The organism is Eudoraea sp. (assembly GCF_049669105.1).
Lineage (GTDB): Bacteria > Bacteroidota > Bacteroidia > Flavobacteriales > Flavobacteriaceae > Eudoraea.
In genome coordinates this window covers 40,138-62,395 of sequence record NZ_JBATKE010000205.1, presented here as the reverse complement: position 1 = coordinate 62,395, position 22,258 = coordinate 40,138, and the positions used below count along the sequence as shown (strand labels likewise).

Annotated in this window: 18 protein-coding genes; 10 read left to right on the top strand and 8 right to left on the bottom strand. The window is 37.2% G+C overall.

The features are described 5' to 3' along the window. Nucleotides 1-1,244: RIP metalloprotease RseP (rseP, locus tag WBM60_RS15685; RefSeq protein ID WP_424283308.1), on the bottom strand; the 1,244-nt coding region annotated here is incomplete at its 3' end. A gap of 162 nt (nt 1,245-1,406) precedes the next feature. Here rseP and WBM60_RS15680 point away from each other — a divergent pair. The 3 genes from WBM60_RS15680 to feoB all read left to right on the top strand — a co-directional run bounded on the left by WBM60_RS15680 (nt 1,407) and on the right by feoB (nt 4,680). After that, nucleotides 1,407-2,081: an SCO family protein gene (locus WBM60_RS15680; RefSeq protein WP_424261692.1), complete on the top strand. Its 675-nt coding sequence runs from the start codon at nt 1,407-1,409 to the stop codon at nt 2,079-2,081. Between the two features lie 131 nt (nt 2,082-2,212). After that, nucleotides 2,213-2,458, top strand: coding sequence for a FeoA family protein (locus WBM60_RS15675; RefSeq protein WP_299160043.1), 246 nt, complete (start codon nt 2,213-2,215; stop codon nt 2,456-2,458). Beyond that, entirely contained in the window at nt 2,455-4,680 is a 2,226-nt protein-coding gene (gene feoB, locus WBM60_RS15670; protein ID WP_424261689.1) for a ferrous iron transport protein B, read from the top strand. Before WBM60_RS15675 ends, feoB begins: the two co-directional genes overlap by 4 nt. Before the next feature lie 153 nt (nt 4,681-4,833). On the opposite strand, the gene WBM60_RS15665 is transcribed toward feoB, so the two are convergent. From WBM60_RS15665 to WBM60_RS15650, 4 genes are all read right to left on the bottom strand, one after another. Continuing rightward, on the bottom strand, nt 4,834-5,226 hold the full coding sequence (locus WBM60_RS15665; protein WP_424261687.1) for a DUF423 domain-containing protein: 393 nt from the start codon (nt 5,224-5,226) through the stop codon (nt 4,834-4,836). Between the two features lie 84 nt (nt 5,227-5,310). Further along, complete coding sequence (locus WBM60_RS15660) at nt 5,311-5,718, bottom strand: DUF2141 domain-containing protein (protein WP_424261685.1); 408 nt, start codon at nt 5,716-5,718, stop codon at nt 5,311-5,313. Nucleotides 5,719-5,756: 38 nt separating this feature from the next. After that, complete coding sequence (locus WBM60_RS15655) at nt 5,757-6,197, bottom strand: hypothetical protein (RefSeq protein WP_424261683.1); 441 nt, start codon at nt 6,195-6,197, stop codon at nt 5,757-5,759. A gap of 3 nt (nt 6,198-6,200) precedes the next feature. Beyond that, nucleotides 6,201-8,246, bottom strand: coding sequence for a S9 family peptidase (locus WBM60_RS15650; protein WP_424277326.1), 2,046 nt, complete (start codon nt 8,244-8,246; stop codon nt 6,201-6,203). A 220-nt stretch (nt 8,247-8,466) separates the two neighbouring features. On the opposite strand from WBM60_RS15650, the gene ppk2 (WBM60_RS15645) reads away from it, so the two are divergent. The 5 genes from ppk2 (WBM60_RS15645) (at nt 8,467) to WBM60_RS15625 (ending at nt 16,142) form a co-directional block, all read left to right on the top strand. After that, nucleotides 8,467-9,312 carry a polyphosphate kinase 2 gene (gene ppk2 / locus WBM60_RS15645; RefSeq protein ID WP_424259537.1) on the top strand — a complete coding sequence of 282 codons (846 nt, stop codon included), beginning with the start codon at nt 8,467-8,469 and terminating at the stop codon, nt 9,310-9,312. A 3-nt stretch (nt 9,313-9,315) separates the two neighbouring features. Next, nucleotides 9,316-10,125: a polyphosphate kinase 2 gene (ppk2, locus tag WBM60_RS15640; RefSeq protein WP_424277327.1), complete on the top strand. Its 810-nt coding sequence runs from the start codon at nt 9,316-9,318 to the stop codon at nt 10,123-10,125. A 39-nt stretch (nt 10,126-10,164) separates the two neighbouring features. Then, the gene (locus WBM60_RS15635) at nt 10,165-10,569 is read left to right on the top strand and encodes a hypothetical protein (protein WP_424259538.1); all 405 of its coding nucleotides are present in this window, start codon (nt 10,165-10,167) and stop codon (nt 10,567-10,569) included. Nucleotides 10,570-10,648: 79 nt separating this feature from the next. After that, complete coding sequence (locus tag WBM60_RS15630; RefSeq protein ID WP_424283307.1) at nt 10,649-14,986, top strand: CusA/CzcA family heavy metal efflux RND transporter; 4,338 nt, start codon at nt 10,649-10,651, stop codon at nt 14,984-14,986. 10 nt (nt 14,987-14,996) lie between these two features. After that, on the top strand, nt 14,997-16,142 hold the full coding sequence (locus WBM60_RS15625; protein ID WP_424277329.1) for an efflux RND transporter periplasmic adaptor subunit: 1,146 nt from the start codon (nt 14,997-14,999) through the stop codon (nt 16,140-16,142). A gap of 32 nt (nt 16,143-16,174) precedes the next feature. Here WBM60_RS15625 and WBM60_RS15620 read toward each other — a convergent pair whose 3' ends face one another. Continuing rightward, nucleotides 16,175-16,993, bottom strand: coding sequence for a ZIP family metal transporter (locus WBM60_RS15620; protein ID WP_424277330.1), 819 nt, complete (start codon nt 16,991-16,993; stop codon nt 16,175-16,177). Next, complete coding sequence (locus WBM60_RS15615) at nt 16,990-17,649, bottom strand: metal-dependent transcriptional regulator (RefSeq protein ID WP_424259542.1); 660 nt, start codon at nt 17,647-17,649, stop codon at nt 16,990-16,992. Before WBM60_RS15615 ends, WBM60_RS15620 begins: the two co-directional genes overlap by 4 nt. Nucleotides 17,650-17,726: 77 nt before the next feature. On the opposite strand from WBM60_RS15615, the gene WBM60_RS15610 reads away from it, so the two are divergent. Both WBM60_RS15610 and WBM60_RS15605 read left to right on the top strand, forming a co-directional pair. Beyond that, nucleotides 17,727-20,030 carry a TonB-dependent receptor gene (locus WBM60_RS15610; protein ID WP_424283306.1) on the top strand — a complete coding sequence of 768 codons (2,304 nt, stop codon included), beginning with the start codon at nt 17,727-17,729 and terminating at the stop codon, nt 20,028-20,030. 34 nt (nt 20,031-20,064) lie between these two features. Next, a complete protein-coding gene (locus WBM60_RS15605) occupies nt 20,065-21,228 on the top strand; it encodes a lycopene cyclase family protein (RefSeq protein ID WP_424283305.1) in 1,164 nt (387 codons plus the stop codon). Here the strand turns inward: WBM60_RS15605 and WBM60_RS15600 are convergent. Next, nucleotides 21,225-22,199 carry a polyprenyl synthetase family protein gene (locus WBM60_RS15600; protein ID WP_424278699.1) on the bottom strand — a complete coding sequence of 325 codons (975 nt, stop codon included), beginning with the start codon at nt 22,197-22,199 and terminating at the stop codon, nt 21,225-21,227. The two genes, WBM60_RS15605 and WBM60_RS15600, sit on opposite strands and share 4 nt — an antisense overlap. Nucleotides 22,200-22,258 lie beyond the last annotated feature (59 nt).

The window sequence follows — 22,258 nt, the reverse complement described above, 5'->3', positions numbered from 1 at the left end:
TTTCTTCCGGTAACCATTTCATACAATAAAAAAGTAACGTGCCCCCCATCTAATGCCGGGATTGGTAATATATTCATGAAGGCCAAAATGATGGAAATCAATGCCGTAGTTGACCAAAATACAGGCCAGTTCCAGGTATCCGGAAACATACCGCCAATAGCAGCAAAACCTCCAACTCCCTTATAGGCTCCAGTTTCCGGGTTAAATATTTTCTTTAGTTGTTTTACGTAACTTACAAGTGTGGTCACCCCCTTATCAATTCCGGCGGGAATAGATTCCATAAAAGTATATTTCCTGGTCTCTAACCTAAAATAGCCCATCTCCTCCATTTGGTCAAAAGGCAGGGCTCCCATAGTAATTCCTATAGTAGCTGAATCACTAATTACCACAGGGATTTGTTCTTCCCTTCCATCCCGACTGACTATAAGGTCAACTTTTCGGTTGGTATAGCGTTCTATTACGGCTTTGGCTTCATCAAAATACCTAATCTTCTGATCTCCAATACCAACTATTTGATCCTTTACTTTCAGTCCCGAATCCTTGTTCGCTGATTCGTCCGGTATGCCACCCACAATAAAAGGAAGCCTGGGACTTATAAATCTAATTTTATCCTCGTCTTCCAACAATGTGGATATGAAATCTACAGGTATCTCCTTTTCAATAGTAGTTCCATCCCGTGCAATGGTTATGGTATTGCCATTGATTATCTCCCCCAAAAGACTATCAAAATTTTCAACTTCTTCCCCATCAATAGCTACAATCCGATCCCCTGTTTGCACCCCTAATTCATCGCCAATGTTCTTTTCCGTAACCCAAATACCATCGCTTAAACTATCCATGGGTATGTACTGGTCTCCATAAGAATAGGCCATTCCAATATAGATGATAACTGCCAGAATAAAATTTACCGTAACACCTCCGAGCATAATAATGAGTCGCTGCCAGGCCGGCTTGGATCTAAACTCCCAGGGCTTAGGTTCTTCCGCCATTTGGGCCGTGTCCATGCTCTCATCAATCATGCCTGCTATTTTAACATAACCTCCCAGTGGCAGCCATCCAATCCCATAAACAGTTTCTCCAATTTTCTTCTTAAAAAGGGAAAATTTAATATCAAAAAAAAGATAAAATTTCTCCACCCGCGTCTTAAATAGCTTAGCCGGGATAAAATGTCCTAATTCATGAAGAACAATTAAAAGTGAAAGACTCAGAAAAAACTGTATGGTCTTTATAAGTATAGGATTCATTTATAGATTTTATAAGTAAAGCGCACAAAAGTACACTTTTAGAAGGTCTTATAAAAAGAAACTATGGTCCCTGGCAGATATTTAAGAAAGTTTTAGCAGCAAACCCATATCAAAGTTTTTGAATGCTATGATTTGCTGCTGTACCTTTGCAAAAAACGGCGAATGCTTTCTTTCTTTAGTAAATACAAATTTTTTGGAATCGTACTTCTTTTGCTTTCTGCGATTATCATTTATTTGTTTTACAATGCGTTGCAACCTAAAAAAGTACTCCCGGTATATCAACCCGCAGATTTTAATTCAGAATTGGTAGATAGTACCCTGGTCCATGTTAAAAAATACCATACCATTGCCGACTTTTCACTTATTAACCAAAATGGCCAGACTATAACGCAGGATTTTTATAAAAACAAAATCTATGTGGCCGACTTCTTCTTTACCACCTGCCCCACTATATGCCCTGTAATGACTGAAAATATGGCCTATTTACAATCCCAAATTGCAAATGACAAGGATGTGCTGCTCTTATCGCATTCCGTTACACCAGATATAGATTCTGTGGCTCAACTTAAAAAATATGCATTAGAAAAAGGGGTTAATGATAAAAAATGGAATTTGGTCACCGGCGATAAAAAACACATTTATGAGCTGGCCCGAAAATCCTATCTGGCAGTAAAAACTGATGGTGACGGTGGACCATTCGATATGATACACACGGAAAACTTTATTTTAATCGATAAAGATCGCAGAATAAGAGGTACTTATGATGGCACCAAAAAAGAGGAAATGGATAAATTACTGCGGGATCTGGAAGTTTTAAAAATGTCTTACCTTAATTAAGGTGTCAATTCCGGTCAAACCCAATCTTCTTATTTTAAGAAATTTCATGTTTTTCTTTTTTTAATATTTGCCCTAATACCTCATCTTTTTCCATTATTTTTGTCCTTACTTAAAATCAATCTAAATAAAAATTGGTTACAACTGTTGCACATTTAAAGCGAGGTGAAAGGGGAATTATTAAAGAATTTACCAAAGGTATGCTGCCTATTAAATTATTAGAATTAGGGTGCCTTCCGGGAAATGAGGTAGAATTGATTCAAATAGCTCCTCTAAAGGATCCTTTATATATAAATGTTAATGGTTCTCATATTGCCATCAGAAGATCCGTTGCCCTTCAAATTGAGTTAGATCTTATAGAAGACAAAGCCACATTATGAGTAAAAATATTAATGTAGCACTTATCGGTAACCCCAATACAGGAAAGACCTCTGTTTTTAACCAATTAACCGGTCTGAATCAAAAAGTAGGTAATTACCCGGGGATAACTGTTGAGAAAAAGGAAGGTGTCTGTAAATTGCCACGAGGCGTTAAAGCTCATATTCTAGACCTACCGGGCACTTATAGCCTAAATACAACTTCCCTCGACGAAAGTGTCGTAGTTGAATTACTTCTCAACAAAAACGATAAGGATTTCCCAGACGTAGCCGTGGTTATTAGTGATGTTGAAAATTTAAAGAGAAATCTGCTTGTTTTCACTCAAATAAAAGACCTAAAGATCCCCACAATTTTGGTCATCAATATGTCGGACAGAATGCCTAAAAAGGGCATTACCCTGGACGTATCTCTCCTTGAAAAAAAATTAAATACCAAAATAGCCCTGGTAAGTACAAGACAAGGTACCGGGATAGAGCGAATTCGGCAATTGATTGCAGATTATAAAAATTTGTCTGTTAAACCTAACGTAGATGCCACGGTCATAGCACCGGAATATTTTGAAAGATTACAACGAACATTTCCTAATGAAGATCTCTATAAGTTGTGGCTTGTAATTACTCAGGATGTCAATTTTATGCCTATTGAGAAAAAGGCAGTACAAGACACCTCTTCATTTACCACAAAGACCAAGGCAGAATTAAAAAGACTGCAACAGAAGGAGACCATTCTCCGGTATCAATTTATAAACGGGGTATTAAAAGAGACGTATAAAATAGACAGGAATGCCGCAAAGGGATTCAGAGCAACAGTAGATAGGATTTTAACCCATAAGATATTCGGTTACTTAATTTTCCTGGTCATACTATTGACCATTTTCCAGGCAATTTACGATTGGAGTAGTATTCCAATGGATTTTATTGACGAGCAGTTTGCAGCTGCAAGCAACTGGATAAAAACATCCTTGCCGCCGGGAGTGTTCACCAATCTTTTAGCAGAAGGGATACTTGCAGGTATTGGAGGAATCGTAATATTCATTCCTCAGATCGCCTTTTTATTTTTGTTTATTGCCCTATTGGAGGAGTCTGGATATATGAGCAGGGTAGTATTCCTTATGGATCGTATTATGCGACCATTTGGTTTAAGTGGTAAAAGTGTAGTTCCATTGATTTCCGGTACGGCTTGTGCTATTCCTGCGGTAATGGCCACTCGCAATATTGAAAACTGGAAGGAACGTCTTATTACCATTTTGGTAACCCCCTTTGTAACATGTTCTGCAAGACTTCCGGTATATCTCATCATTATTGCATTGGTTATTCCTGAAGGTAGAATTGTAGGTCTGAGTTATCAGGCACTCACACTTACCTTGTTGTACTTAATTGGGTTTGGGGCCGCAATTGTATCTGCCATGATTCTCAACAAAGTTCTGAACATAAAAAGCAGTTCATTTTTTATGGTAGAAATGCCAAGTTATAAGTTACCTCTTTTGAAGAATGTGGTGTATACGGTTATTGAAAAGACCAAAAGTTTTGTTTACGGTGCAGGTAAAATTATCCTTGCAATTTCTATAATTTTATGGTTTTTGGGCTCAAATGGCTACTCTTCCAACTTTAAAAATGCCGACGAGATAATTAATGAAAAAATTGATGCCGAAGGTTTTACCAAGTTCAATACTAGCAGCATTCAAAATGAATTGAGTGATTATGAATCTTTTCTGAGGGATAGAAAGACCCAAATTACTAATGACGCAATAAGTGATTCATTAAAACAAAAAGAACTTATTCTAATTCAAAAAGCACGTAAACAGGAAATAGCAGGTTTCAAACTTGAAAATTCATATATAGGCACTATTGGGAAGGCAATTGAACCTGCAGTGGCCCCTTTAGGTTACGACTGGAAGATAGGTATTGCGGTATTGACTTCTTTTGCTGCACGGGAAGTTTTTGTTGGAACTTTGGCTACTATATATAGTGTGGGCAACGACGAGGAGGATACTATTAAACACAGGATGGCCTCTGAAATAAATCCCACTACCAAAAAACCCTTATTTGATCTGGCCTCTGGTATTTCACTGCTCCTTTTTTATGCCTTTGCCATGCAGTGCATGAGTACCCTTGCCATTGTAAAGCGTGAGACTAATAGCTGGCGATGGCCTATGGCTCAATTAGTGTTTATGAGCGTTTTTGCGTATATTGTAGCTTTAATTGCCTATCAGGTTTTGAAATAAAATGAGTGTACTACAACCCATATTGGTTTATCTGACTTTAGCTATTGCCATATTTTATATAGCCAAAAAGTACTTCCTGCCCAAGCGTTTATTTTCTTCCAAAAAAGTAACCAAAGGTTCATGTGCACAGGGCAATTGCGGATGTCATTAAGATTATACCATATTTGCAATAAAGGAATAAAACAGCAACCCCCAGCCTATTATCAACAGCAGTCCACCCAAAGGAGTAACAGGTCCTAAAATTTTCAAGGATTTCCCCTTTGAGGCACCTATAGATAGTGCATATATACTAAAGGAAAAAAGAAAGGTGCCTATGATAATGCAGTAGGCCATATTTTTCTCCAAAGCTGTGGTGAAACCCAGATTAAATCCCAGAACAAGCAACAAAATAGCATGGTACATTTGATACTTTACACCCGTTTCAAAACTTTTGAGTTGCGCTTCCGAGAGTGATTTCTTTAAGGCATGGGCTCCAAACGCACCAAACACAACAGCTAGTAAACCAAATGAAGCACCTAGTAATTGAACGATTAAAATAGTTTCCATATAATTTTTAAATATACAGATAGTCCGGGAATACTTCAAAGGATTATTTATTCAATAAATGAAAGAAATATGAAATAAATTTTATTAAAGAGAAACCTGGATTTTTTTATCACCCTCTACTTTGAACGCGCATTCACTATATTTTGGAGGCCCAAATGTTTTCATCTTTCCAATTGAAAAACAAATAGGTTCTTTTGGTATTCCGATCCAGTTAGTATCCAATTCGTCATCACCATCTTCATCATGAAAAATTGCCAGTGCATATTCCCCATCCGGTAAATCATCAATTATTACCAATGTATTCCCTAATTCCGCTTTACTGCTGCCTCCTGAAAACATTTTATCTGAATCCAAAAAACTATCCGAACTATCGTATACTGCAACAAGTACACTGCCGTTATTGCTTTTAACCCCGGTTACGTCTACCGAAAGTTTATTCTGAGAAAACATGATAAAAGGCAAAAGCAGCAGATTTAGGAAAAATAACTTCATTAGAATAAATTATTTGTTTTGTACTAGGAAACTCTGTTTTACTGAATTAATTGTATCTCTTGGGTATCTATTTTTTCTTCGAGGTAAAGATATAGCTCTTTTGTTTTAACTGAATCAGATAAATTGATAAAAAGCAGAAGGGAATCGTTGTAGGTTAATCTGATTTTTGGATGGTATAAGTTGTCTACATAAACATAAACGAGTTTTTCTTCATTCAGGGAATCTTTAAAAATCCCTTTTTCCTTTTCCCAGGCCGAAAAACCATTTTTACGATCCAAAGAGGGGATTTTGCTTACCATTGATACTTCATTCATCCTATTAAACGGTAGCTCCATATAATATACTCCGGATAAAATCTCAATTCTATCGGGTTTTTTCCATATCCAATTTTTATAATGTGCTAAAAAACTTAAGATACAGACAATTACAGTTAGGACTATAAGTAAATTCCAAAACCAATGCCTTTTTTTTCCTTTCATAAGCTAGTCATTTTGACTTTCTTGCCTGTATTTCTCAAACCATGCCAGGGTATGCGCAATTTTTGTAATTAAATTACTTGGTCTGCTCGCAATACCATGACCCGCGCCGGGGATCTCCACCAACACGGTTTCAATTTTCCTTAATTTTAAGGCGTGATAAAGCTGTTTGGCTTCACTTGGGGGTGTTCTTAAATCTTCCATTCCAACCATTACCATTGTTGGGGTTTCTATATTACCAACGAGAGACAAGGGAGAAAATTTCCAATAGCCTTCAAAATTTTCCCAGGGTTGACCCGGATACCGAGAATTGGCATACCCAAAATAGTTATCTGCAACCAGGGTTTTGCTTATCCAGTTCATCACCGGTTTTGCTACCACTGCAGCTTTGAACCTGTTGTTTTTACCAATTATCCATGCAGTCATAATACCCCCCGCACTTCCCCCTGTAACATACAGTTGATCTTCATGAGCAATTCCTTTATTTATACAATAATCAACTCCATCCATAACATCATGGTAGTCGTCACCCGGGTAATTATTGTATAACAGATTTCCAAATTCCTCCCCATAGCTTGTGCTTCCCCTGGCGTTAGGATAAAAAACTATATAACCTGCCGCTGCATATAGTTGCATCTCCGCCGAAAACCTGTCCCCATAGTTAAGAACCGGTCCTCCGTGATTTTCAACCAGAAATGGATATTTTTTGTTCTCGTCATAATTTGGCGGGTAGACCACCCAGCCTTGAAGTTCTCTCTGATCCACAGAGGATTTGTACCAAACTTCTTCAACATTACCCAACATCCTATAGTCAAAAAGAGCTTTATTAAGAGCAGTAATCTTATTTGTTCTTTTAGACTTTGAACTCATTGTCGCTAGCTCAGCCGGGTAATCAGGTCTGCTTTGTGTATAGGCGATCGCGCCTTCTTTAGATACGCTAAAAGATCCGCCGGCATAGGGCCGCCCTATGGAAGTGCCTCCGAGATCATCTGCCAGTTTGGTAATTTTCCCATCTAATGAAATATAGCCAACTTTGGTGTTTCCTTTATCATCATATGAAATATAGAGTCCTGTATTCTTTGCATCCCAAATCATACCCGAAATACTCCTGTCAAGATCTTTAGATAAAAGCCTGCCCTCTGTACCATCAGTTTTCATAATATGTAATTGTTCAACCTGATACGTTTGTACTTTATCCTGAAATCCTAAATAGGCGATATATTTCCCATTTGGTGATACAGCCGGGTTACTATCGGGCCCCTTCCTTTCAGTTAAGGCCTTTATACGGCCTGTTGCAACCTCCACTTCATATATCTCACTGTTTCGAAAATCATATTCCCAGTTCTCCGTTCTATTTCCCGAGAAAAATATTTTATTCCCATCTGCAGACCATGAAAGCTTTCCTCTATGGTGGTAATCATCCGCCGTCACCTGCCTAATTGCTCCTCCTTGAGCCGGAATTACAAAGATGTGATTAAAGCCAGGCTTTATATAACCCCGCCCATCTGCCTCATGATATAACCGATCTGTAATTCTTGGCTTTTCAGCCCATTTTGCTCCTTCAGGTTTCTTAGGGATTTTTGCAATTACCGGAGGTTCTTTTTCAACATTCATAGAAAATGCCAATTGGTCGCCTTTAGGTGACCATGTTAATGCACTTGGACTAAATGGTAGTTGGCTGATTTTTGCCAACTTCCCGCTATCTAACCAATACATAAAAATCTCAGAACCTTCATCGGTTGTGCTAATAAATGCAATCCTATCTCCATTTGGAGACCATCGGGGGCTTTGTTCACTCACTTCGTGTGACGTGAGCTTTTGATTTCCCGAACCATCAGAATTAATTATCCAAAGGTTACCATCGGCCTTATCTTTCATAATGTCAAAACCCATCCTCCTATAAGCTATCCGGGTACCATCTGGAGCTATTTGCGGATCAGAAACATATTCAAGTTTAAAAACATCCAGGTAACTAAAGTTTTGTTTTTGAGCATACGTCTGAAATCCAATAAATAATAAAATTGTAACATAACATATTTTCCTAAGAATCATAGAATAAGATTTTGAAATACTTTTTAAACTTAATCATTAACATGAACTAAAACAATTTACAGGCAAGCCTTTATTTTGAGGATTAATTTGAAAGAAAAACAAGTCTGAATGTGTTAAAATTATTGATCAAAATTAGTATCTTTATAGTTACGACCAAATTTTAAGAGACAATCAAAACTTATGTTTTCAAATTAAGCTCTTTACATAATACAAGCACCAAATGTTTTTACCGGAAGATCTTCTTAACGCCAAAAAGAGAAAAGACCTAATTGCCATAGCCAATCAAAAGGAACTGGATATTTCCAGGGTACTTAATAGACTTCGGTATGAAGAAGAACTAAGACTTTTACAGATAGAATTAGTAAACTTACAGCGGTGGGTAATTAAAAAAAAACTTAGAGTAGCAATAATTTTTGAAGGCAGGGACGCTGCGGGTAAAGGAGGTGCTATAAAACGTTTTACCGAACACCTTAATCCCAGGTCAATGAGAGTTGTTGCACTTTCTAAACCTACCGACGTAGAAGGGGGTCAATGGTATTTTAGGAGATATATTAAAGAACTTCCAAATCCCGGTGAGATTGTTTTTTTTGATAGGAGTTGGTATAACAGAGCGGTAGTTGAACCCGTAATGGGCTTTTGCAATAAGCAAGATTATAAGCAATTTATGGTCCAGGTTCCGGGGTTTGAACATATGCTCTATGAAGATGGTGTTCAGCTTATAAAATTTTGGTTTTCTATTTCCAAAAAAGAACAAAAAAAGCGAATAGAAAGTCGGTTATTAAATCCTTTAAAAAAATGGAAATTTAGTCCGGTAGATAAAAAAGGACAGGCTTTGTGGGATAAATACAGTTCTTATAAAGAACAAATGTTTTCCAAAACGCACACTACTTTCAGTCCATGGATAATTGTTAAGGCTAACAGCAAAAAGACTGCCCGTCTTGAGAGTATTCGTTATGTACTTTCCAGGTTTGATTATACGCGAAAAACAAAACACAAAACTAGCATATTACCAGATCCTAACATCGTTCTCCGGTATTACAGGCATATTGAACAAATTGACATATAGAAAATGACACCAAAGGACACAAAACATATTCAACTTAGCGAAGATGAAATTTTATTGCTTAACTCTCCTATTGGGTTGAAAAGTCTATTATCCGATAAGAAGACTAATGTTGAAAAGGCCTTGCGATTAACGAAGCACGAACTAAAAATTAAAGAGCTTCAAACAGAACTTATTAAGCTTCAAAATTGGGTAATAGCAAAAAATAAGAAAATAGTGGTAATTTTTGAAGGCCGCGATGCAGCCGGCAAAGGCGGGGCCATAAGAAGAATCACCGCATATATTAATCCGAGGCAATACCGGATAGTGGCCTTGCCCCAACCAACCGTCGAAGAGCGGGGGCAATGGTATTTTCAGCGCTATGTAAACAAACTTCCAAAACCAGGTGAAATGGTCTTTTTTGACCGAAGTTGGTATAATCGGGCTGTTGTTGAACCCGTTAACGGTTTTTGCACAAAACAACAGTATCAGAATTTCATGAAACAAGTGAATAGTTTTGAAAGAATGATTATGGATTCTGATACATATTTAATAAAATTCTATTTTTCCATTACGAAGGAGGAACAAGCTTTTCGGTTTAAGGAAATTAAATCCAATCCGTTAAAAAAATGGAAAATGACTGCCGTTGACCGCAAAGCCCAGGAGCTGTGGGATGAATACACCGAGTTCAAGTTAAAAATGTTTGAACACACAGATTTAAAACAATCTCCCTGGATAATTATAAACGCCGATAGAAAAACCGACGCGAGAATTAAAGCCCTGAGTTATATCATAGACACTATCCCCTATGAAATCGTTGAGGAGGAGGAGGATTAATTAGAATATTCCAGATTATCGTATATTTACTCAAGGATTATGATGGTAAAACTAGTTTCCATAACAGCTTCTTTTCTTATTCTTATACAAAGTTTCAACATTTGTATCAGTGATCTTGTTGATCTTAGTGAATTAATAGAGCATGCCAAATTTCATTCTGAGAAATATGGAGATAACTTGTTTGTCTTTATTTCCAAACATTATGGAGAGCTTGAAGCAGACCATTCTAAAAAACATCAGGAAGAAAAACAAGAACACGAAGAATTGCCATTTCAGCATCAGCCCCATATGACCTTGCTTTCCGCTTTTATGATAAAGGATTTACAAGCTTATCATATTAAACCCATCGACGATTTGGTAACTTCAGCTACAGATTTCTTTTATCAGGCTTCATATTCTAATTGCGAGAAAGAAGCCCCTTTCCAACCCCCCCGCGTGGTATAATTCATCTTGGTTTATTTTTTTCGCAGGCATGATTTTCCTTACTAATTATGCATGATTATCAATCATTATTCCATGGATTATGTTATCACGTATTATAGAATTCAGTATTAAGAAGAAGTTTATTATCCTCTTATTCACCCTAATTTTAATTGGATTTGGGCTGTATTCCCTAACCCAGATATCTATTGGTGCCGTTCCGGATGTTACTAATAATCAGGTTCAGGTAATTACCACTTCGAGAAGTCTATCTACCCAAGACATGGAGCAGTTTATTACCTATCCTGTTGAGCTTGAAATGGCGAATTTACCCGGTGTTCTGGAAATCAGGTCTATTTCTAAATTTGGACTTTCGGTAGTTACAATTGTCTTTGAAGATAAAATGGGAACATATCTGCCCCGTCAGTTAATTGCCGAAAAGATTAAATCAGCTTCGGAGAAAATCCCTGAAGGTTTCGGTAGCCCGGAAATGGGGCCTATTACTACTGGACTAGGAGAAATCTATCAGTATATCCTTGATGTAAAACCAGATTATAAGGGGAAATATTCGACGGCAGACTTAAGAACTATTCAGGATTGGGTGGTAAAAAGACAACTCTCGGGTATTCCAGGTGTTGTTGAGGTTAATACCTGGGGAGGCTTTTTAAAACAATATGAAGTTGCAATTAGTACGGAAAAACTAAACGCGATGAAAATCACCGCAAAAGAGGTCATAAATGCCCTGGAATTGAATAATAGTGTTACAGGTGGTGGTTATATCGAAAAAGTAAATCAGGCCTATTTTATACGTGGCGAAGGCTTAGCCGCTTCATTGGAAGACATTGAAAACATTGTAGTAAAAAATGAGAATTCAATCCCAATCTACATAAAAGATGTGGCTAAAGTTGGATTCGGAAGTGCCACTCGTTTTGGCGCTATAACAGCCAATGGTGAGGGTGAAAAGGTTTTGGGGCAGGTAATGATGCTTAAAGACGCAAACTCCAAAAAGGTTATTGATGCTGTTAAAGAACGAGTTTCAACCATCTCAAAAACATTACCTGAAGGAGTGCAAATCAACGCCTTCCTGGATAGAAGTGAGCTTATAAATAAAACAACCTTCACGGTGAGTGAAAATTTGATTTTTGGCTGTCTTATCGTAATTTTTGTTGTGGTCCTGCTATTGGGCAATTTACGATCAGGTTTAGTGGTAGCCTCCGTAATTCCGCTTAGTCTACTATTTGCTATTTTTATGATGTACCTTTTTGATGTTGACGCAAATTTGATGAGCTTAGGTGCCATCGACTTTGGAATAATTATAGATGGCGCTGTAATAATAGTTGAATTCATTGCATTTCAAATCACCGGAAAACGCGATGAGATGAGTAAATTATCTCGTTCTGAAAAAATAAAATTAACAGATAAAATAACCTACCAAGGGGCCTCCAAGATGATGAATTCTGCGATTTTTGGACAGTTAATCATCCTGATTGTTTTTATTCCCATTCTTTCACTAAGCGGAGTTGAAGGTAAAATGTTCCGGCCTATGGCATTAACATTTAGTTTCGCTCTTATTGGTGCAATGATCTTGTGTTTCTCTTATGTTCCGGTAATGGCTTCCTTGTTTATAAAACCCTCTGATACTTCTAAAAAGAACATTTCCGTTCAATTAATGCGCTGGCTCAATAAATCTTTTGATCCGGTAATCCGGTGGGGATTTAGGCGCAAAAAAATAGTGTTAAGTCTTGCGGCCTTAATCCTATTTTTAACTATACCACTTTTTATATCTCTAGGCGGTGAATTTGTACCCACATTGGATGAGGGTGATTTTGTTATACAGCCGGTTCTAAAAACAGGTACATCGCTTAGTAAAACGGTAGAAACCACAACGAAGATTGAGCAAATTCTACTTAATGAATTTCCGGAAGTAAAACAGGTAGTAACTAGAATTGGTGCAGCGGAAGTCCCTACGGACCCTATGTCTATGGAAGAAAGTGATGTCATTATAATTTTAAATTCAAAAAAAGAATGGGTATCGGCTAACTCTAAGGATGAACTGGCCAATAAATTCAAAGAGGCTCTTTCAATACTACCCGGCATAGAAGTAGAATTTACTCAGCCCATTGAAATGAGGTTTAATGAATTAATAACAGGTGTTAAGGCAGATATTGCCATAAAAATCTTTGGTGAAGATTTGGAAATTCTCAGCAAAATAGGCAATCAAATAAAATCGTTAATTGAAAATGTGAACGGGGCTGCTGATATAACTGTCGAAAAAATTATTGGCCTTCCTCAAATGAATGTCAGATACAAACGTGAAAAAATTGCACGTTATGGGCTGAATATCAAGGAACTGAATGATATGATTGCTATGGGATTTGCCGGGAAAAAAGTGGGTAGTATTTACGAAGGCGAAAAGCGGTTTGATTTAGTGGTCCGACTAGCTAATGATAACAGGCAGGATATTGACAATCTTAAGAATTTATTTGTTGATCTCCCTTCCAATGGTAAGATTCCCCTTAGTGAGCTTGCCGATATCTCCTATCAAAAAGGAGCTGCCAAAATATCCCGGGATGACACCAAAAGGAGAATCGTGGTAGGCATTAATGTCCGTAACCGCGATTTACAATCGGTGGTAGATGATGTCCAAAACTTAATAAATGACCACATAACGCTACCTGCCGGATATTCCATAAGTTATGGTGGTCAATTTGAAAATCTGCAAAGCGCGAAATCAAGATTAATGGTAGCGGTACCTATTGCTCTGGCATTAATTTTTGTGTTGCTTTATCTGGCTTTTAAATCCATTAAAGAAACCTTAATAATTTTTACGGCAATTCCCCTGGCATCTGTTGGAGGAGTATTGCTATTATGGATAAGAGACCTTCCCTTTAGTATTTCTGCAGGAGTGGGTTTTATTGCCCTTTTCGGTATTGCTGTTCTAAATGGTATTGTATTAATAGAACATTTTAAAGAATTAAAACTAGAAAAATTTGAAAGCATGGAAGCGCTAATTATTCAAGGCACAAAAGACCGGTTGAGAGCTGTATTACTAACTGCATCTGCAGCTGCTTTGGGGTTTTTACCAATGGCAATATCCACAAATGTTGGAGCTGAAGTACAGCGTCCTTTAGCAACCGTTGTGATAGGCGGCCTGGTAAGTGCCACCTTTTTAACACTAATTGTGCTCCCGGTATTATATAGCATATTTAATAAACCAGGAAAACTTGAACTAAAAAGACTTCTAAAAAAGAATAATTCTAATGCTCTTCTTATCGCAGCAATTCTTTTTACACCTGTTTTAAGTGCACAGGAAAGTGGTTTAACCCTAAGCGGATTAATGGAAATTGCATTGGAAAACAACGCAGGCCTCAAAGCAGAGTCATTAAAGGTTGACAAGTCTGACGCCATGATATCCAGTGCTTTCAGCTTTGACAAGACCCGGGTTTATTACGAATATGACCAAAATAACCTCGCCATCAATGGTGAACCCATAAACGTTTTTGGAGTACAGCAGGATTTTCTTTTCCCAACAGTTTATTTCTCGAAAAAGAAAGTAAATAAGGCCGGTTATAATTTAGAAGCCAGTGCGTATGAAATCCAAAAGAAAAGATTGAAAAAGGAGGTCACAGCCAGATTTTATGACTATCAATATGCAATAGAGAAGGAATTTATTTATAAACAAATAGATAGTCTGTTTAGAAATTTTGCGACCATCGCTGAACGACGTTTTGAACTTGGAGAAACCAATTACCTGGAAAAAATAACCACTCAATCCAGACAAAAACAGATTCAAATCAAATTAGATGAAGCCGAACAAGATGTTGTCCTGGCCTATGTAAATTTAATTAAAATGGTTCAGGTTGAGGACAGCATTAAAATTGGAATGGCCGCACAAAAGAAAGTTACATTGAGTCCTGTAGGGTTCGAAAATAGTATAGAATTAGAATATTATTCTAATAGAGTAAATCTTTTTGATACCGAACGTAAATATGAAAAACAGCTTTTATTACCCGATCTGAGTTTGAGCTATTTTCTGGGATCGAACAGCAATCTGAATCAAAATTTATATGGCTATTATCTGGGTCTTAAAATTCCATTGTTGTTTTTTGGTCAATCTTCTAAAATTAAGGCATCCTCCATTGCCCGTGATATTGCAGTTGAACAATCAAAGGAGTATGAAGTTCAATTAAATAATGAATATATGGCCCTTAATGCCGAATTAATTAAGCAGGAAAAGGCCTTAAAATATTATGAAGAGGAGGGCACAGTTATATCTGATGAAATTTTAAAAACGGCTACCCTGAGTTTTAAAAACGGTGAAATCAACTATTTCCAGTATATCCTTAGTCTTGAAAATGCCTATGAGATTAAACTGGATTACTTAAATAGCCTTAATGATTACAATCAAACCGTTATTGCCATTAACTATCTAACTTATTAAAAACTTAGTCATGAAACGTATTTTATATTATTTCATTCAATTCATATTTGTAATCAGTATTTTGAACTGTAAAAATGTAGAACCTGAACATAGAACAGACGTTCAGGAGGATCTAAATCCTGAAGATACTGTTATTGAACTTTCTAATGAACAATTCGAAGAAAACGCCATGACAATAGGTAGTCTGGAAGAAAAATCTTTTCCTGAATTAGTTCAGGCCAATGGATTAATTGATGTGCCTCCTGCAAACAGAGCAGTAGTGAGTGCAACCATGGGTGGTTATGTTAAAAATACGCATTTATTAATCGGAGATCGAGTAACCAAAGGGCAAGCATTGGTTACTATTGAAAATCCGGATTTTGTGGCCTTACAACAAGAATATTTAGAGATAAAGGAACAATTGACCTATTTGAAATCTGAATATGAGCGCCAACAAATATTGATTAAAGAAAACATTTCATCACAAAAAAGTTTTTTAAAAGCTGAAAGCGACTATAAAAAAGCAGAAGCCACTTACAAGGGGCTTCGAAAACAATTAGATCTGCTCAAAATTTCCCCTTCAGATGTTGAAAAGGGTATTATAAGTACTACCTCCACATTAAATGCCCCCATTAGTGGTAGCATTACCCAGGTTAATGTATCTCTGGGGATGTATGTTTCGCCTGCAACTCCTATCATTGAAATTGTAGATAATGACCATATCCATTTAGAATTGTCTGTTTTTGAAAAGGATATAATGAGGCTTCATAAAGGGCAGGAAATTACCTTTGAAATACCGGAAGCATCATCCGAAGTATATACCGCAGAGGTCTATTTAATAAGCACATCCATAGAAGAAAACAGAACGGTAAAAGTACATGGTCATCTTAAAGATCTTGAAAAACATAATTTTCTGACAGGCATGTTCGTCCACGCAACTATCATTATTTCAGATAATGTGACCATGAGTATTCCTTCGGAGGCAATTGTATCCAGTGAGGGCACATCATACCTCCTATTACTCGAATCCAAAAAAGAGGAGGTGTATAATTTCAAACCGGTAAAAGTGGAAGTAAGTGCAGTATATAATGGTTACACCTCCATAAAGAATGCGAATGACTTTCCTGCCGATTCAAAGTTTTTAACGAAGGGTGCATTTACCTTAATGGGCGAATGATAAAATGCATAAAATATTTATAGCAGAGTAAATTAACTTAACCCCACATCTAAGGCCATCATAATAATAAAACCTCCAATAAAGCCCATTGTGGCTATATCAGTGTATTTATCCTGTTGCGTCTCAGGGATTACCTCTTCCACAACAACAAAAATCATCGCTCCAGCCGCAAAAGATAAGGCATAAGGCAGAATAGGCTGGAAAGTAAGTACTGCCCATGCACCCAAAACTGCGGCTATGGGCTCTACCATAGCAGAAGCTTGTCCGTAGGTAAAACTTTTAAGTCGGCTCAACCCTTGTCTTCTTAATGGCATGGCCACTGCAAAACCTTCGGGAAAATTTTGCAGGCCTATCCCAAGTGCCAAAGCTACTGCTCCACCTATATTTGCTCCTTCAAAACCGGCAGCAACTCCTCCAAAGAGCACCCCCACTGCTAGACCTTCTGGTATATTATGCAGGGTTATTGCCAGGGTGAGCAGGGTTGTTCTATGCCATGGTGTTTTTATCCCTTCGCTTTCTTTAAAATTAATATGTATGTGCGGCAAAACCTTGTCCAATCCATAAATGAAAACAGCACCAAGCAAAAATCCCACCGCCGCCGGTATGACTTTAACAAAACCTTCTCCCGGGCTCAATTCAATTCCCGGAGCCAGCAGACTCCAAAAACTTGCAGCAACCATTACGCCACCGGTAAAGCCCAGCATACCATCAAGTACAGCCCTGTTCATAGTCTTAAAAAAAAAGACCAGACCGGCACCTAATGCCGTAAGACCCCACGTAAAAAGGGTCGCGTAAAAAGCAGCCAAAATAGGATTTATTGATTCAAAATAACTAATGACATTATCTATCATAACTTGATCTTTTTAACGTATAAGTTAGAAGCTATTTGCTGGGAAAGCTGTAATTCCTTCTGGTCAATAAGAATGCGCAATGAATTATCAAACTCTTCTTTTTCAACAATCTTCATTTTATTTCCAAGAGCTATATTGTTTTTATCAAGGAACCTTAAAAATACGGCCGATGAATCTTTTACCCCCACACATATTGCTGAAGAACCTATGGGAATTTGACTTAATAGTTGATTATCTCGCTCCATGAACTCACCATTTTTACCGGGAATTGGATCTCCGTGCGGATCAAACTTTGGAAAATTTAGCAGTTCATCAAGCTTATCAATTAGTTTTTCACTTTCAATATGTTCTAGTTGTTCAGCTATTTCATGTACTTCATCCCAGGTAAAACCTAATTTTTCTACTAAAAAAACCTCCCATAATCGATGTTTTCTTATAATCGATAAGGCCGTCTTAACACCAAGGGGGGTCAGTGATACCCCCTGATACTTTTTGTAATGAACGAGGCCTTTTCCTGATAATTTTTTCATCATGTCCGTCACAGAAGACGGTTTAGTTTCCATCTTTTCTGCCACAGCATTGGTTGAAATAACCCCCTCATTACCAATACCAAGATGAAATATAGCTTTTATATAATTTTCCTCAGAATGGGTCATAAAAAACATTTTAACAAAAATACATTTTTATTTGTAAAAACATATTTTTAGTTTTATCTAAATTATATATTTGGTATATGAAATATATTGCCGTTCATATTTCTTTAAAGATAGTCCCATTCGTGATTGCAAGTATCATGGGGATGTCTACTATATATTCTCAGCAGAATACTATAAAAGGTATTATTATGGAGGGGAAAATACCGGTGCCTTTTGCCAATATACACCTTCAGGGAACAAATCTTGGTACATCTTCAGATAGGAACGGCGAGTTTACCATTGACAACATTCCCGATGGCAATTATAAAATCAAAGCTTCTTCTATGGGGTACACTAGTTTTTACAAGCAAGTTGCTTTGGCTAATAATAAGACGCTGATACTTACTATCGTACTTAATAGTTCATCCGAGCAATTGGATGAAATGGTGGTTACAGGCACTTTAAAACCGGTAAAAAGATTGGAAAGTCCAGTCCCTGTAGAGGTATATAAACCCACATTTTTTTTAAAAAATCCTACTTCAAGTATTTTTGAATCCCTTCAAAACATCAATGGTGTAAGACCCCAGATTAATTGTAATGTCTGTAATACAGGAGATATTCACATTAACGGCCTCGAAGGACCATATACACTTGTCTTAATAGATGGTATGCCCATTGTAAGCGGATTGGGTACTGTATATGGACTGTCTGGAATACCCAATTCCCTCATAGAACAAATTGAAATTGTTAAAGGCCCCGCTTCTACTTTATATGGGAGCGAAGCTGTAGGTGGACTTATTAATATAATTACAAAAAATGCGCTGAGCGCCCCCACTTTTGCAGCCGACAGTTTTATGAGTGGCTGGGGTGAATACAACCTTGATATTGGCTCCAAAATTGAAATTGGAAATAATTCTGACTTATTGTTAGGTTTAAACTATTTCAAATACGACAACCCAATTGATAACAATGGAGATAATTTCACAGATTTAACACTTCAGGATCGCATCTCTTTCTTCCAAAAATGGAGTTTAAATCGGGAGTACAACCGTATTTTTTCGTTGGCTGGCCGCTTTTTTTATGAAGACAGATGGGGTGGTGAAATGCAATGGACGCCAGAATTCAGGGGTGGGGAAGAAATATATGGTGAAAGCATCTACACAAGAAGATGGGAAATACTGGGTAAATATCAATTGCCAGTTAAAGAAAATATTCTGCTTTCGGTTTCTTACAATGACCACAGTCAAAATTCTGTATATGGCGCGATACCTTATCTGGCAGATCAGCGCATTGGTTTTGGGCAATTAACCTGGGATAAGGTATTTGCAAAGCATGATCTCCTTGTTGGAAGCGCAATTAAATACAATTATTATGATGATAATACCCCTGCAACTTCAGGATTAGCCGGGAATAATGAAGACATAGTTTGGATTCCCAGCCTTTTTGTTCAGGATGAGGTAAAATTTTCAAAAAAACATTCCTTACTTGCAGGTATCCGCTATGATTATGACAAAAGACACGGTTCCATAGTTACACCAAGATTAGCCTATAGGTGGAAACTTACAGACAACGACATTATCCGATTAAATACAGGTACCGGTTTTCGGGTGGTCAACCTTTTTACTGAGGAACATGCCGCTTTAACCGGCGCCCGGGATGTAATCATTACTGAAGATCTGAAACCTGAGCGTTCCATTAATGTAAATCTTAATTACCTTAAAAAAATATATAGTAACGATGGGACATTTATTGCTTTGGATGCCTCAGCCTTTTACACCTATTTCAATAATGTTATACTACCCGATTATGATACAGATCCCAATTTAATAATCTACGAAAATTTAGATGGTAAATCTGTTTCCAAAGGCATTAGTGCGAACCTGGACATGGTATTCCCTGCCGGACTGAAAATACTTTTAGGAGCTACTTTAATGGATGTAAGTAACACACAAAACGGTATCACCCAACGGCAAATCTTAACCGAAAGTTTTAGTGGAACCTGGAGCGTATCTTATGATTTCAGAGCTCTAAATCTTACCTTTGATTACACAGGTAATCTATATGGGCCCATGCGCCTGCCTCTTTTGAGCGAGCTCGATCCCAGACAGGAATATTCTCCCACCTGGAGTATTCAAAATATCCAATTTACTTATTCCGGCATAAAAGATTTTGAATTTTACGGGGGTATAAAAAACTTGTTGGATTGGACTCCCAACAGGGGCAATCCGTTTATTATAGCAAGGGCCAATGACCCCTTCGATAAGAATGTTCAATTTGACAATTCAGGAAATGCCATACCAACAGCAGACAACCCATATGGTCTTACTTTTGATCCCACTTATGTGTATGGGCCAAATCAGGGAATGAGAGGATTTATAGGAATGCGCTACCGTTTGAATTAAAGTACCTGATTTACTTGAATTGTAATTTGTACTTTTGATCTTTTTCTTATTTGTGCAGACAGACTACGACTATATTATTATTGGTGCAGGTGCAGCAGGCTTAATGCTAGCTGATGCCTTTGGAAGCGATCCTTATTTTAAGGATAAAACTGTTCTATTAATTGACAGGGATGCTAAAAAGACTAATGACCGGACCTGGTGTTTTTGGGAAAAGGGTACGGGTGACTTTGATAAAATTATCAGTAAAAGCTGGAGCCAAATTCAATTTGAAGGGGAAAGTTATAAGGCTAATCACGAGATAGCACCCTATACCTACAAAATGTTACGCGGGCTCGATTTTTATAGCGCCTATTTGAATCGCATTGAGGCTTATAAAAATATAACATTTTCTCAGGCTCTGTTTACTGGAATGATCGATCATACAGGCCATGTGGAGGTGATTACGGAGAATGGAAATTACCTTGCCCCACAAGTATTTAACAGTGTTTTTGATTATAAGTCACTTTACCAACAAACCAAATACCCGGTTTTACAACAACATTTTATAGGATGGTTTATTAAATCTGAAAAGCCTGTTTTCAATCCTGAAAAGGCCACTTTTATGGATTTTTCGATCCCACAAAAAGGCAATACCCGCTTTATGTATGTCTTACCTTTTTCAGAAACGGAGGGTTTGGTTGAATATACTTTATTTTCTGCTGATACATTGCCTGAAGAAACGTATGAAAATGCTATTAAAAACTATATTAAAGAAAAACTTAAGTGCTCTAAATACGAGATAATAGAGAAAGAAAAAGGAAATATTCCTATGACGTGCTATAATTTTTCTGCAAAGAACAGCGATAACATTTTACACATAGGAATAGCGGGAGGCTGGGCCAAACCCAGCACAGGATATACCTTTATGAGTACTTGCAGAAAAACCAAAGAATTGGTTGTTTTCCTAAAAAGAAACAAACCACTTTCTTCTTTTAGTCCTAAAGATCGATATTGGTATTATGATTTGCTTTTATTAGATATCCTATACAAAGATAACAGTAAGGGCAGACGTATTTTTGAGTCCCTCTTTAAGGGCAGTAGCCCACAATTGATTTTCAAATTTTTAGATGAGGAGACCAACATAAAAGAAGATTTAGAGATTATTTCAAGTTGTCCCAAAAGCTATTTTACAAAAGCACTGTTTAACAGGTTATTTTAAACCTCTCTGTTCATGAGTTTATTACCAAACTGCTTCAGTACTTCCTTTTTCTTTTCCGGTGCTTCTAAAGATTCAAGAATTTGAAATGCCTGCAGGGTATACTTTTTAATTTCTTTCCTAGTCACTTCTGCCGCGCCACTCCTTGTAAATATTTGTTTTACAGTCAGTATTTTTTCCTGTGGGTTCTGGGGTTTAATTGAAAAAAGATTTTTCAATTCATTTTTCTCTTCCGCGGTGCCTAATTCCATAGCCCGTATATACAGAAATGTTTTTTTATTCTCTATGATGTCTCCACCTACCTGCTTCCCAAAATTCTCGGGATCACCGAAGGCATCCAGATAGTCATCTTGTAATTGAAAGGCTATGCCAAGATTTATACCATAATCATAAATTTCATCCTGCAATTTCTCTGAGGACCTGGCAATTATAGCGCCCATTTTCATAGCTGCAGCAATCAATACAGCTGTCTTATAGGTTATCATTTTAAGATAATCCGGAACAGTAACCTGGTCACTTAATTCAAAGTCCATATCATATTGCTGGCCTTCACAGACCTCAATAGCCGTTTTGCTAAATACTTTTAGCAGTGACTTAAATAAATCAGCCGGATAATTTTCCAAATACTGGTAAGAGTTAATAAGCATCACATCTCCGGACAAAATACCTGTATTAATATCCCATTTTTTATGCACAGTCTTTTCTCCTCTTCTTAGCGGTGCTGCATCCATGATATCATCATGTACCAAAGAAAAATTATGAAATATTTCTATAGAAAGAGCCGCATCCAGAGCATCCTCATATTTTCCGCCCAACACATCAGCACTAATGAGTGTTAATATTGGCCTTAGCCTCTTCCCTCCTAAATCCATAATATACACTATAGGGTCGTATAAATTATGAGGCTCTTTTGTGCTGAGTTTATTTGCCAGATAGGAATTAAAACATCCCCGAAAGAACTCAATGTTTAGCATTATTGATTTTTTTCAAAAATACATTAAAAGCAATCACTGAAGAACATTAATGTAAATTT

Excerpts from the sequence above, each read along its gene's own strand:
- WBM60_RS15625 (WP_424277329.1), top strand. The coding sequence starts at position 14,997 with ATGAAACGTATTTTATATTATTTCATTCAATTCATATTTGTAATCAGT.
- WBM60_RS15600 (WP_424278699.1), bottom strand. The coding sequence starts at position 22,199 with ATGCTAAACATTGAGTTCTTTCGGGGATGTTTTAATTCCTATCTGGCA.
- WBM60_RS15655 (WP_424261683.1), bottom strand. The coding sequence starts at position 6,197 with ATGAAAGGAAAAAAAAGGCATTGGTTTTGGAATTTACTTATAGTCCTA.
- WBM60_RS15610 (WP_424283306.1), top strand. The coding sequence starts at position 17,727 with ATGAAATATATTGCCGTTCATATTTCTTTAAAGATAGTCCCATTCGTG.
- WBM60_RS15660 (WP_424261685.1), bottom strand. The coding sequence starts at position 5,718 with ATGAAGTTATTTTTCCTAAATCTGCTGCTTTTGCCTTTTATCATGTTT.
- WBM60_RS15650 (WP_424277326.1), bottom strand. The coding sequence starts at position 8,246 with ATGATTCTTAGGAAAATATGTTATGTTACAATTTTATTATTTATTGGA.
- WBM60_RS15620 (WP_424277330.1), bottom strand. The coding sequence starts at position 16,993 with ATGATAGATAATGTCATTAGTTATTTTGAATCAATAAATCCTATTTTG.
- WBM60_RS15630 (WP_424283307.1), top strand. The coding sequence starts at position 10,649 with ATGTTATCACGTATTATAGAATTCAGTATTAAGAAGAAGTTTATTATC.
- WBM60_RS15665 (WP_424261687.1), bottom strand. The coding sequence starts at position 5,226 with ATGGAAACTATTTTAATCGTTCAATTACTAGGTGCTTCATTTGGTTTA.
- ppk2 (WP_424259537.1), top strand. The coding sequence starts at position 8,467 with ATGTTTTTACCGGAAGATCTTCTTAACGCCAAAAAGAGAAAAGACCTA.
- WBM60_RS15635 (WP_424259538.1), top strand. The coding sequence starts at position 10,165 with ATGATGGTAAAACTAGTTTCCATAACAGCTTCTTTTCTTATTCTTATA.
- feoB (WP_424261689.1), top strand. The coding sequence starts at position 2,455 with ATGAGTAAAAATATTAATGTAGCACTTATCGGTAACCCCAATACAGGA.
- WBM60_RS15615 (WP_424259542.1), bottom strand. The coding sequence starts at position 17,649 with ATGACCCATTCTGAGGAAAATTATATAAAAGCTATATTTCATCTTGGT.
- WBM60_RS15680 (WP_424261692.1), top strand. The coding sequence starts at position 1,407 with ATGCTTTCTTTCTTTAGTAAATACAAATTTTTTGGAATCGTACTTCTT.
- ppk2 (WP_424277327.1), top strand. The coding sequence starts at position 9,316 with ATGACACCAAAGGACACAAAACATATTCAACTTAGCGAAGATGAAATT.